Below are 12003 nucleotides of genomic sequence, written 5' to 3' on the forward strand. Positions count from 1 at the left end.
AGGCGGAGGGCCGCCGCCCCGGGGGAGCGACGGCCCTTCCTGACGTGCGGTCAGCCCTGCGGCAGCGCCGCGAGCTGGGCGGTGATCCGCTCGATGTCGGCCTCGGCGGCCGTCAGCCGGGTGCGGATCTTGGCGACCACCTCGTCCGGCGCCTTGGCCAGGAAGGCCTCGTTGCCGAGCTTGCCGGTGGCCTGCGCCTTCTCCTTCTCGGCCGCCGCCAAGTCCTTCTGCAGGCGCTTGCGTTCGGCCGGGACGTCGATGGTGCCGGACAGGTCGAGCTCGACCGTCGTACCGGCCACCGGGAGCGAGGCGGTGGCGTGGAAGCCCTCCTCCGGCTGCGTCAGGCGCAGCAGCGAGCGGATCGCCGCCTCGTGCACCTCCAGCCGGTGGCCGGCCAGCGCCAGCCGGGCCGGGACCTTCTGGGTGTCGCGCAGGTTCTGGTCGTTGCGGAACCGGCGGATCTCGGTGACCAGTTGCTGCAGCTGGGCGATCTCCGCCTCGGCGTCGGCGTCCCGGTAGCCGGAGTCCTTCGGCCACTCGGCGACGACCACCGACTCGGCGCCGGTGAGCGTCGTCCACAGCGCGTCGGTGACGAACGGGACGATCGGGTGCAGCAGGCGCAGCGTCACGTCCAGCACCTCGCCGAGGACGCGGCGGGCGTGGTCGGCCTGCGCGCCGCCCTTGCCCAGCGTGGTCTTGGAGAGCTCGACGTACCAGTCGAAGACCTCGTCCCAGGCGAAGTGGAACAGCGCGTCGGAGACCTTGGCGAACTCGAAGTCCTCGTACAGCGCGTCGACTTCGGCGACGGTGGTGTTCAGCCGGGACAGGATCCAGCGGTCCGCGGCGGTGAGCTCCTCCGGCGCGGGCAGCGGGCCCTGGACGGTGGCGCCGTTCATCAGGGCGAAGCGGGTGGCGTTCCAGATCTTGTTGCAGAAGTTCCGCGCGCCCTTGACCCAGTCCTCGCCGATCGGCACGTCGGCGCCGGGGTTGGCGCCGCGGGCCAGGGTGAAGCGGACGGCGTCGGCGCCGTAGGCGTCCATCCAGTCCAGCGGGTCGACGGCGGTGCCGGAGGACTTCGACATCTTCTTGCCGAACTGGTCGCGGACCAGGCCGGTCAGCGCGATGGTCTTGAACGGGATCTCGCCGTCCATCGCGTACAGGCCGAACATCATCATCCGGGCGACCCAGAAGAAGATGATGTCGTGGCCGGTCAGCAGCACGTCGGTCGGGTAGAACTTCTCCAGGTCCGGGGTCTTCTCCGGCCAGCCGAGGGTGGAGAACGGCCACAGGCCGGAGGAGAACCAGGTGTCCAGCACGTCCGGGTCCTGGACCCAGCCCTCGCCGGTGGGGGGCTGCTCGTCCGGGCCGACGCAGACGACCTCGCCGTCCGGGCCGTACCAGACCGGGATGCGGTGGCCCCACCAGAGCTGGCGCGAGATGCACCAGTCGTACATGTTGTCGACCCAGTCGAAGTAGCGGCGCTCCAGCTCCTTCGGGTGGATCTCGACCCGGCCGTCGCGGACCGCGTCGCCCGCGGCCTGCGCCAGCGGGGCGACCTTGACCCACCACTGCAGCGACAGCCGCGGCTCGACCACGGTGTGGCAGCGCGAGCAGTGGCCGACCGCGTGGTCGTAGGGGCGCTTCTCCGCGACGATCCGCCCCTGCTCGCGCAGGGCGCCGACCACCGCGGCACGGGCGTCGTGCCGGTCCAGGCCGAGGAACGGGCCATGCACGGTGATCACGCCGCGCTCGTCCATCACCGTCAGGCTCGGCAGGTCGTGGCGCTGGCCGATGGCGAAGTCGTTCGGGTCGTGCGCGGGCGTCACCTTGACGGCGCCGGTGCCGAACTCCGGGTCGACGTGCTCGTCCGCGACGACCGGGATCTCGCGGTCGGTCAGCGGCAGCTTGACCGTGCGGCCGACCAGGTGCGCGTAGCGCTCGTCGGACGGGTGGACGGCGATCGCGGTGTCGCCCAGCAGGGTCTCGGCGCGGGTGGTGGCCACCACGATCGAGTCGCCCGCCCGTCGCCCACCACCACCCTCGCTCGAATCGCTTCGCTCCCCGTCCTCGATGTCGCCGTAGCGGATCGAGACCAGCTCGCCGGGGACGTCCTCGTGCTCGACCTCGATGTCGGACAGCGCGGTCAGGCAGCGCGGGCACCAGTTGATGATGCGCTCGGCGCGGTAGATCAGGCCGTCGTCGAAGAGCTTCTTGAAGATGGTCTGGACGGCCTGGGAGAGGCCCTCGTCCATGGTGAAGCGCTCGCGGGACCAGTCGACGCCGTCGCCGAGGCGGCGCATCTGGCCCAGGATCCGGCCGCCGTAGTTCTCCTTCCACTCCCAGACCTTGTCGACGAAGGCCTCCCGGCCCAGGTCGTGCCGGGACAGGCCGGACTCGGCGAGCTGCTGCTCCACCTTGTTCTGGGTGGCGATGCCCGCGTGGTCCATGCCCGGGAGCCAGAGCGCCTCGAAGCCGAGCATCCGCTTGCGGCGGGTCAGCGCGTCCATCAGCGTGTGCTGGAAGGCGTGGCCCAGGTGCAGGGCGCCCGTGACGTTCGGCGGCGGAATGACGATGGTGTACGCCGGCTTCTCGCTCTTCGCGTCGGCCGTGAAGTAACCGCGCTCCACCCAGCGCTCGTACAGCTCGCCCTCTACCTCGGCCGGGGCGTAGGTCGTCGGGAGGGTGGCTGCGTCGTCCCCGGGGTGAGAGTTCGCGGGGCGCTGGTTCGTCGTGTCGGTCACGACGAACAGTTTACGGAAGGCCGGACCGCGGTTACGAACCGATTGTGTCCGGACCACTCGGGCGTGGTGGGGGGGCCGTACGATAGCGTGCCGCGTACTCGACCACTCGACCGACCAGATGGCCGCGGAACTCGTAAGCGGCGGGGGAGACTGACGACTGATGTACGGCCAGGGGCAGGGACCGCAGCAGTATCCGCAGGGGCAGCCGCAGCAGCCTTACGGGGCGCCCCCGCCGCAGCCCGGGTACGGCCAGCCGCCCGCGTACGGCGCCCCGCAGCCGCCCGCCTACGGTGCCCCGCAGCCACAGCCGCAGCCCGGGTACGGCTACCCCCAGCAGCCCCCGGTCCCGCAGCCCGGCTACGGCCAGCCCCCGATGCCCCCGCAGCAGCAGTGGGGCGGCGCGCCCCAGCAGCCCGGCTACGGCGGCTACCCGCCGCCCGCGCCGTCCAAGGGCAAGGGCGGGGTCATCGCCCTGGTCGTGGTCGTGGCGCTGGCCGCGATCGGCGGCGGCCTCTGGTGGGGCCTGAAGGGCGGCGACTCCGGCTCCGACACCGTGGGCAAGTACAAGCTCGCGGCGCAGGAGAGCGTGGCGGGCTACACCAAGAAGTCGTCCAACGAGAAGGGCCAGCTGAACGGCCTGGAGGCCGTGGGCACCTTCGAGGGCTCGCTGAGCGTCACCTACCAGAAGAGCACCACCAACCTGGCCAGCTTCGGCGGCAGTTGGGGCACCGTCCAGGACCCCGGCAAGGCGATCGACATCGTGGCCGGCAAGCTCGACGAGGCGATGAACGGCTCCGAGGACGACAGCGAGGACGGCAAGGCGGTCTGGAAGCAGAAGCTGTCCGCCGTCGACGCCAAGGACCCGAAGGACGCGGGCAGCAAGCTGAGCTGCGGCCTCCTCGGCTCCGACCAGCCGGGCTCCGAGCAGACCGTTCCGGTGTGCATCTTCGCGACCCACTCCACGATCGGCACGGTCAGCAGCACCAACCTCGACCCCGAGGGCAAGCAGCTCTCGGTCAGCGAGGTGGCCGCGCTGACCCGCCAGCTGCGCGACGCCTCCACCGTCGCCAAGTAGACCCCAGCACGCACGACCTTCACGCGCGAACGGAGCCCCAGCCGTGTCCGACAACCAGTTCGGCCCGCCGCAGCCCGGTTTCGGGCCGCCGCCGGCCCCCGGTGCCCCCATACCCCCGCAGGGCGCCGCTGCCCCGCAGCCCGGATACGGCTACCCGCAGCAGCAGCCGCCGCAGCCTCCCCAGCAGGCCTGGGGCGGCGGCGCGGTGCCGCCGCAGCAGGGCTACCCGGCCGGCGGCTTCCCCGGCTACCCGGCTCCGCCGCGGAAGTCCCGCAAGGGCCTGTGGGTCACGCTGTCGATCGTGGTCGCGGTGATCCTGGCCGGCGTCGGCGTGATCGGCTACTTCGCCTACGACACCATCTCGAAGACCGGCAAGTACAAGCTGGTCATGCCCGCCACCTTCCAGGGCCTGGAGAGCGGGGACAACACGGACGACGCCCAGAAGATGGCCGACTCGATCCGGCGGAACGCCGCCACCAGCGGCGGCAAGAAGCCGGACGGCGTGGTCGCCGCCATCTACAGCTCGGACGACCGGTACGTCCAGACCGGCGGCTACTACGCCAAGATCGCCGACCCGCAGGCCCAGTTGGACGCCGAGTTCAAGGACATGGGCAGCACCGGCCCGCGCAAGTCGATGGACCCGGGCCCGCTCGGCGGCAAGATGGACTGCGCCACCGACGGCGAGGGCTCCGGCGAGGAGCAGACCGCCTTCTGCCTCTGGGCCGACAACTCCACCGTGATGCTCGTGCTGGAGGGTTCCACGGACGGCGTCACCCTGGAGAAGGTCGCCGCCGACGCGCGCGAGCTGCGCCAGCTCGCCGAGGTCGTCAAGTAACGCTCGCCGCGAGGCAGTTCGGGCGAAGACCGCACCACGCAACGCGCAGGGCCCCGCACCGTCGGACGGTGCGGGGCCCTGCTGCGTCGGGCGCCGGGCGGCGGCGGCCTCAGGCGCTCTTGTCCCGGCGCTCGCGCTTGATCATGTCGCGCGGGACGAGGGTCGGGATGGCGTGCTTGGAGACGACGTCCCCGGTGACCACCACGCGGGCGACGTCCTGCCGGGACGGGACCTCGTACATCACGGACATCAGCACCTCCTCCATGATGGCCCGCAGGCCGCGCGCGCCGGTGCCGCGCAGGATCGCCTGGTCGGCGATCGCCTCCAGCGCGTCCCGGGTGAACTCCAGCTCCACGCCGTCGAGTTCGAACAGCTTGCGGTACTGCTTCACCAGCGCGTTCTTCGGCTCGGTGAGGATCTGCAGCAGCGCCTCGCGGTCCAGGTTGTGCACGCTGGTGATGACGGGGAGGCGGCCGATGAACTCCGGGATCATCCCGAACTTCACCAGGTCCTCCGGCATCACCTGGCGGAAGTGGTCCGCCGAGTCGACCTCGCGCTTGGAGCGGATGGTCGCGCCGAAGCCGATGCCCTTGGCGCCGGCCCGGCCCTCGATGATCCGCTCCAGGCCCGCGAACGCGCCGCCGACGATGAACAGCACGTTGGTGGTGTCGATCTGGATGAACTCCTGGTGCGGGTGCTTGCGGCCCCCCTGCGGCGGCACCGAGGCGGTGGTGCCCTCCAGGATCTTCAGCAGCGCCTGCTGCACGCCCTCGCCGGAGACGTCCCGGGTGATCGACGGGTTCTCGCTCTTGCGGGCGACCTTGTCGATCTCGTCGATGTAGATGATCCCGGTCTCGGCCTTCTTGACGTCGTAGTCGGCCGCCTGGATCAGCTTCAGCAGGATGTTCTCGACGTCCTCGCCGACGTAGCCGGCCTCGGTCAGCGCCGTGGCGTCCGCGATCGCGAACGGCACGTTCAGCATCCGGGCCAGGGTCTGCGCCAGCAGCGTCTTGCCGGAGCCGGTCGGGCCCAGCAGCAGGATGTTGGACTTGGCCAGCTCGATCGCGTCGTCCCGACCGCTGCCGCTGCGCCCGGCCTCACCGGCCTGGACGCGCTTGTAGTGGTTGTAGACCGCGACCGACAGCGCCTTCTTGGCGAGGTCCTGGCCGACCACGTACTGGTCCAGGAACTCGTAGATCTCGCGGGGCTTCGGGAGCTCCTCGAAGCGCACCTCGGAGCTCTCGGCGAGCTCCTCCTCGATGATCTCGTTGCACAGGTCGATGCACTCGTCGCAGATGTACACGCCTGGCCCGGCGATCAGCTTCTTCACCTGCTTCTGCGACTTGCCGCAGAACGAGCACTTGAGCAGGTCGCCACCGTCTCCGATGCGTGCCACGAGGTGCTTCCCCTTCGCCAGGGGCCCCGCGGGGGTCGGGGCCTGGTGCTGTGAGACCGGCTTCGCCGTCGGCGGTCGGTCTGGTATCCGACGGTACTCTGCCGAGCCGCTGTTTCCGCCGACTTCGACCGCTCTGCCCTACGCCCTGGGCGAATTGATACCGAACAGATGCCGTCGCGGGCGCATGGACCCGACTGCCCATTGTGCGGGACGGACGCCCGGACCGGAACGCCCCGGGGTGGTGCGTACGTCACGTACGCACCACCCCGGGGCGGCGGGTCAGTCGGTGTACGAGTTCTTCCGGGTCGAGACGATCTGGTCGATCAGCCCGTACGCCAGCGACTCCTCGGCGGTGAGGATCTTGTCGCGCTCGATGTCCTCGCGGACCTTCTCGACGTCCTGGCTGGAGTGCTTGGCCAGCATGGTCTCCAGCTGCTCGCGCATCCGGAAGATCTCCCTGGCCTGGATCTCCAGGTCCGACACCTGGCCGCGGCCGGTCTCGGTGTACGGCTGGTGGATCAGCACCCGGGCGTTCGGCAGCGCGAGGCGCTTGCCGGGGGTGCCCGCGGCCAGGATCACCGCGGCGGCCGAGGCGGCCTGGCCCATGCAGACCGTCTGGATGTCCGGCTTCACGAACTGCATGGTGTCGTAGATCGCGGTCAGCGCGGTGAACGAGCCGCCGGGCGAGTTGATGTAGAGCGAGATGTCCCGGTCCGGGTCCATCGACTCCAGGCAGATCAGCTGCGCCATGATGTCGTTCGCCGAGACGTCGTCCACCTGCGAGCCGAGGAAGATGATGCGCTCCTCGAACAGCTTGGCGTACGGGTCGTACTCGCGGATGCCCTGCGAGGTGCGCTCGACGAACCGCGGGACGATGTAGCGGCCCTCGGCGCGCATGTCCTCCAGGCGGGCCTTGGCACCGGACAGGCTGGGGATGTTCATGGTTTCTGGTCCTCCGAAGCGTGCGGTCTGGGTTCCGATGCCGTTCAGCCGGCCAGCGCGGCACCGGTGCCGCCGCCGCCCGGTACGTCCGCGGCGCTGTGCATGATCTCGTCGATCAGGCCGTACGCCTTGGCCTCCTCCGGCGTGAACCAGCGGTCGCGGTCGGAGTCCGCGGTGATCTGGTCGAAGGACTGGCCGCTGTGGAAGGCGATGAGGTCCGACATCCGCTTCTTGGTGCGCAGCAGCTGCTCGGCCTGGATCCGGATGTCGGTGGCGGAGCCGCCGAGGCCCGCGGAGGGCTGGTGCATCAGGATGTTGGCGTTCGGCAGCGAGAAGCGCTTGCCCTTGGCGCCCGCGGTCAGCAGGAACTGGCCCATCGACGCCGCCATGCCCATCGCGATGGTCACCACGTCGTTCTTGATGTACTGCATGGTGTCGTAGATCGCCATGCCCGCCGAGATGGACCCGCCCGGGGAATTGATGTAGAGGAAGATGTCCTTCTCCGGGTCGGCCGCGAGCAGCAGCAGCTGGGCGGTGATCCGGTTGGCGATGTCGTCGTCGACCTGCTGGCCGAGGAAGATGATCCGCTCGTTGAGCAGCCGGTTGTAGACCTGGTCGCCCAGGCCGCCGCCCACGTCGCCGCCGGCGGCGTGCGGTGCCATCGGGCCAGGCATCTGCATCTGCGGGAACGTCACTTAGCCACCTGCTCAGTCGATCTGTGTGTGTCGCTGTTCACCGACCCTAACGCGCAGGCCCCGCCGCTGAATCCCCCACGCAGAACTGTTCGCTGTGAGCGCAGGGTGGGCGGCACGGGCGCGCACCACCGGTGCCGGACAGGCGAACGGGCCCGGACACCGTGCGGTGTCCGGGCCCGTTCCCGGTTCCGATACCCGCCGGTGGACCGGCGGGTCACGAGGCTCAGGCCTCGGCGGACTCCTCGGAGGTCTCCTCCGCGGCAGCCTCGGCGGCCTCGGTGGTCTCCTCCTCCTCGTCCTCGAAGGAGACGGTCTCGCCGTTGGTGTCGGTCACCTTGGCGGCCTCGACCACCAGGGCCAGCGCCTTGCCGCGGGCGACCTCGCCGACCAGCAGCTGCACCTGGCCGCCCTGGACGACCTGCTGGGCGAACTGGTCCGGGGTCAGGCCGGAGCCGGCGGCGCGGCGGATGAGGTGCTCGGTCAGCTCCTCCTGGTTGACGCCCAGCTCCTCGTTCTTGACGATCTGGTCCAGCACGAACTGGGTCTTGATGCCCTTCTTCGCCTGCTCCTCGGTCTCCTTCTCGTAGTCCTCGCGGGACTTGTCCTGGGAGGCGAGGTAGGTGTCGAGGGTCAGGCCCATCGGCTCCAGCTGGTGGTGCTCCAGGTTGTGCTTGCGGGTGCCGATCTCGTCCGCGAGCAGCTTCTCCGGGTACTCCATCTCGACGCGCGCGAGCAGCTCGTCGAGGACCTTCTCCTGGGCCTGGGTGGCCTGGTCGAACTCCTTCATGCGCTCCAGGCGCTTGACGGAGTCGGCGCGGAGCTCCTCCAGGGTGTCGAACTCGCTCGCCAGCTGCGCGAACTCGTCGTCCAGCTCGGGGAGTTCCTTCTCCTGGACGGTGGTCACCGTGACGGTGACCTCGGAGTCCTTGCCGACCTGGGTGCCACCCTTGAGGGTGGTGGTGAAGGTCTTGGACTCGCCGGCCGACAGGCCGACCACGGCCTCGTCGATGCCGTCCAGCAGGCGGCCGGAGCCGATCTCGTAGCTCACGCCGGTGGCGGTGCCGTCCTCCGGGACCTCACCGTCGACCTTGGCCTCCAGGTCGATCACGACGATGTCGCTCTCGGTGGCGGCGCGCTCGACGTCCTTGACGGAGGCGAAGCGCTCGCGCAGCTGCTCCAGGGACTTCTCGACGTCCTCGTCGTTGACCTCGATCGGGTCGACCACGACCGCGATCTCGGTGAAGTCGGGCAGGGTGACCTCGGGGCGCACGTCGACCTCGGCGGTGAACTTGAGGTCCCCGCCGTCGGCCAGGTTCTCGACACCCTCGATCTCGGTGATGTCGGGCTGGCCCAGCACGTCGATCTGGCCCTCGTCGACGGCCTGCGTGTAGAAGCGCGGAAGCGCGTCGTTGACGGCCTCCTCCAGCACCGCGCCACGACCGAAGCGCTGGTCGATCACCTTGTTCGGGATCTTGCCCTTGCGGAAGCCCGGAACGGTGACCTGCTGGTTGATCTTCTTGTACGCCGCGTCGAGGCTGGGCTTGAGCTCCTCGAAGGGCACCTCGACGGTGAGTCGAACCCGAGTGGGGTTCAGAGTCTCGACGGCGCTCTTCACGGTTGGGTCTCCTAGGGGGCTTGCGGTCAGGGCGATAGGCGGTTGGGGCTGCATTGCTGTCCGTACTACCGCCAGCGGTCCATCCTACCGGTACCACGAAAGCGACTGTGCCCGGCACCGGGGTGCGGGCGGGAGGCGGCGGCCGGGGCCCCGGGGGGCGCGGTGGAGCGCGGTGGAGCGGGCAACGACAACAGGGCCCCGCCCGCTGACGAGACCCTGCCGCACACGGTCGGGGTGACCGGATTCGAACCGACGGCCTTCCGCTCCCAAAGCGGACGCGCTACCAACCTGCGCCACACCCCGTGGTGCCGAGCAGAAGAGTACACGTCGACCCGCCCCCGGCCGGGGCGATATCGGCGAGCCGACAACGGCGAAGGAGTGTGCAATCCACCGACCCGACCAGGTACGCTGGCCCAGTCCGCACCACCCACTGGGTGGCGGCGGACGTTGCGTTGCGGGTGTAGCTCAATGGTAGAGCCCCAGTCTTCCAAACTGGTCACGCGAGTTCGATTCTCGTCACCCGCTCCACGAGAGGGCCCCGACCGCGGTGCGGTCGGGGCCCTCGTCGTTCCCGGAGGACCCGGAGGCCCCCCGGAGGCCCCGCCCCCGGAAGAAGCCCGAAGGCCCCGCGCAGCGGATCGCGGGGCCTTCGGGGTGGTGCCGGGGGTCAGACGTTGACGCCGTGGGCCGCCAGGTAGGCGACCGGGTCGATGTCGGAGCCGTAGTCCGGGGTGGTGCGGATCTCGAAGTGCAGGTGCGGGCCGGTCACGTTGCCGGTGGCACCGGAGAGGCCGATCTGCTGGCCCGCGGTCACGGACTGGCCGGCCGAGACGGAGATCGAGGACAGGTGCGCGTACTGGGCGTACTTGCCGTCGGCGAGCTTGATGACGACCTGGTTGCCGTAGGCGCCGCCGTTGCCGGCCGAGACCACGGTGCCGTTGGCGACGGCCTTCAGGCTGGTGCCGGTGGCGACCGGGAAGTCGATGCCGGTGTGGTAGCCGCTGGACCAGTTGGAGCCCGCCACCTTGTAACCGGTGGTGACGCTGCCCGGCGCGGGGGCGACGTAGCCGGAGGAGGAGCTCGCCGAGGAGGAGCTGCTGCCCGAGGTGGAGGTGGTCGCGGTCGACGACTTCGCGGTCGACGACTTCGCGGCGGACGAGGACGAGGAGGACGACGAGGTGGTCGACTTCTGCGTCTGGGTCTTCTGGGCCTGGGTCTTCGCGGTGCCGGTGCTGCTCGTCCCGGTCGAGGCCTTCGGGGCCGCGGTGGTGGCCGCGGCGTCCGAGGAGGACGGGGTCGTCGCGGCGGCCCGGCCGTTGACGGTCAGCTGCTGGCCCGGGTAGATCAGGTTCGGGTTGCCGCCGATGACCGAGCGGTTGTCCTGGTAGAGCTTCTCCCAGCCGCCGTCCACGTTCTTCGCGGTGGCGATCTTGGAGAGGGTGTCGCCGGACGCGACCTTGTAGGTCTGCGCGGCGGCCTGCTCGGCGGTGTCGGTGGTGGTGTCGGCGACCGGGGTGGCGTCGACCGAGACGTGGGCCCACTGGCGGCCGCCGTCCTGGTGGTCGGTGGTGCCGTGCGCGGAGGCGGCGCTGACCGGGAGACCGACGGCGGCGCCGACGACTCCGGCGGCGACGGCGATGCGGGCGACGGTGGCCAGGCGCGGCTTGCGGTGCTTGCCCTGAGCGGACATGAAGCTGTTCCTCTCCGACGCCTGCGAGGTGAGCTGTCGGGTTCGGGCGAGAGTTGCCCGGCCGCGTTCTCCGCGGCTTCACCCCGAGCCGGTCCCGTGCGTGCCGGGTCCGGCGTACTACCTGTGGTTCCCCCGCTCCTGCCGTGGCGTGGTGTTCTGGTCGGCACCGGACGGCGGCAGGACTAGGCGTTCCGCTCGGTGGCCCACCCGGCCGATGTCCGGGCTGCGGAGGAAGCAAAACCCACGGCTCGCGGAGCTGGCAAGCGCCGGTAGGCCCCGTCCCCGAGCTCGGGAGGGGGCTGACGGTCCGCCAGGTCACGCTGCGCCGCCGCCGGGCTGCGCTGTGCGTACGGGATCATGACAGTGCGCCCACGAACGGCGTACGGTCGGCGACTTCGGCGACCGTGCGCGCCCGGGCGCTGACCTGGCGTGACGGATCGGGTGACCCTGGTCACCCGTGGTCGGGACTTCTGGACGGCGGGGGCGTGGCTTCCGTCCGCCGGAGGGTGTTCCTCGGGGTCGGTCGGTCAGCCCGCGATGCCGGAGATGGCCTTGGAGACGGACTCGAGGAACTGGCTGATCGGGGCGGCCATGTTCGACTGGTTGAGCATGAAGCCGAACAGGGCGGCCATGACGGCGTGGCCGGGCTTCAACTGCTTGTTGCGGATGAAGATGGCGACGATGATGCCGAACAGGACCAGGGCGGAGACGGAGAAGGCCACCGGGACTCACTTCCTCGATTCGTGGCGGGGATTCGGGTCGGAACCGGCGACGGTTCCAGGCGGAAACCGGCCCGTGCCCCCCGTGTCCCCACCACTCCATCCGGACTCAGTGTGGTCGCTCGTGCGGAGTGCGTAAAGGACTTGCCCCGTCCCCCGGGGCCCCAACCCGTGCGGCAGGGCTGATTTTCGCCGACCGTGACGATAGCCGACGGGTTCTGACGGGCCGTCGGCGGGAGGCGGTCGGCCGCGGTCGCGGCGGCAAAGCGGCAGGCAGGCCGGGCATCCGCCCACC

General features: G+C 70.3%; 9 protein-coding genes, 2 tRNA genes and 1 riboswitch. Of the genes, 3 read left to right on the forward strand and 8 right to left on the reverse strand.

The window, feature by feature from the left end; translation table 11 throughout:
- Positions 1-50: 50 nt before the first annotated feature.
- A complete protein-coding gene (locus OO57_RS00850; RefSeq protein WP_033250233.1) occupies positions 51-2741 on the reverse strand; it encodes a valine--tRNA ligase in 2691 nt (896 codons plus the stop codon).
- Between the two features lie 160 nt (positions 2742-2901).
- Here OO57_RS00850 and OO57_RS00855 point away from each other — a divergent pair, with 160 nt between their 5' ends.
- Both OO57_RS00855 and OO57_RS39020 read left to right on the forward strand, forming a co-directional pair.
- The gene (locus OO57_RS00855) at positions 2902-3816 is read left to right on the forward strand and encodes a hypothetical protein (protein ID WP_033250234.1); all 915 of its coding nucleotides are present in this window, start codon (positions 2902-2904) and stop codon (positions 3814-3816) included.
- 43 nt (positions 3817-3859) lie between these two features.
- Positions 3860-4651, forward strand: a complete 792-nt coding sequence (locus tag OO57_RS39020) for a hypothetical protein (protein WP_051776287.1) — start codon at positions 3860-3862, stop codon at positions 4649-4651.
- A 109-nt stretch (positions 4652-4760) separates the two neighbouring features.
- Here OO57_RS39020 and clpX read toward each other — a convergent pair whose 3' ends face one another.
- The 5 genes from clpX to OO57_RS00885 all read right to left on the reverse strand — a co-directional run bounded on the left by clpX (position 4761) and on the right by OO57_RS00885 (position 9602).
- Positions 4761-6047 carry an ATP-dependent Clp protease ATP-binding subunit ClpX gene (gene clpX / locus OO57_RS00865; RefSeq protein ID WP_033250235.1) on the reverse strand — a complete coding sequence of 429 codons (1287 nt, stop codon included), beginning with the start codon at positions 6045-6047 and terminating at the stop codon, positions 4761-4763.
- 279 nt (positions 6048-6326) lie between these two features.
- The gene (locus OO57_RS00870; RefSeq protein ID WP_033250236.1) at positions 6327-6989 is read right to left on the reverse strand and encodes an ATP-dependent Clp protease proteolytic subunit; all 663 of its coding nucleotides are present in this window, start codon (positions 6987-6989) and stop codon (positions 6327-6329) included.
- A 44-nt stretch (positions 6990-7033) separates the two neighbouring features.
- On the reverse strand, positions 7034-7663 hold the full coding sequence (locus OO57_RS00875) for an ATP-dependent Clp protease proteolytic subunit (RefSeq protein ID WP_033250293.1): 630 nt from the start codon (positions 7661-7663) through the stop codon (positions 7034-7036).
- A 244-nt stretch (positions 7664-7907) separates the two neighbouring features.
- Entirely contained in the window at positions 7908-9299 is a 1392-nt protein-coding gene (gene tig / locus OO57_RS00880; RefSeq protein ID WP_033250237.1) for a trigger factor, read from the reverse strand.
- 229 nt (positions 9300-9528) lie between these two features.
- A tRNA-Pro gene (locus tag OO57_RS00885) sits at positions 9529-9602 on the reverse strand.
- A 151-nt stretch (positions 9603-9753) separates the two neighbouring features.
- On the opposite strand from OO57_RS00885, the gene OO57_RS00890 reads away from it, so the two are divergent.
- A tRNA-Gly gene (locus OO57_RS00890) sits at positions 9754-9827 on the forward strand.
- Positions 9828-9966: 139 nt separating this feature from the next.
- Here OO57_RS00890 and OO57_RS00895 read toward each other — a convergent pair.
- Together OO57_RS00895 and OO57_RS42080 are read right to left on the reverse strand one after the other, a co-directional pair.
- The gene (locus OO57_RS00895; RefSeq protein ID WP_033250238.1) at positions 9967-10989 is read right to left on the reverse strand and encodes a M23 family metallopeptidase; all 1023 of its coding nucleotides are present in this window, start codon (positions 10987-10989) and stop codon (positions 9967-9969) included.
- A gap of 5 nt (positions 10990-10994) precedes the next feature.
- Positions 10995-11148: riboswitch (cyclic di-AMP (ydaO/yuaA leader) on the reverse strand.
- Positions 11149-11516: 368 nt separating this feature from the next.
- Entirely contained in the window at positions 11517-11711 is a 195-nt protein-coding gene (locus OO57_RS42080) for a hypothetical protein (RefSeq protein WP_033250239.1), read from the reverse strand.
- Positions 11712-12003: the final 292 nt, after the last annotated feature.

Source organism: Kitasatospora phosalacinea, assembly GCF_000717185.1.
GTDB classification, from domain to species: Bacteria; Actinomycetota; Actinomycetes; order Streptomycetales; family Streptomycetaceae; genus Kitasatospora; species Kitasatospora phosalacinea_A.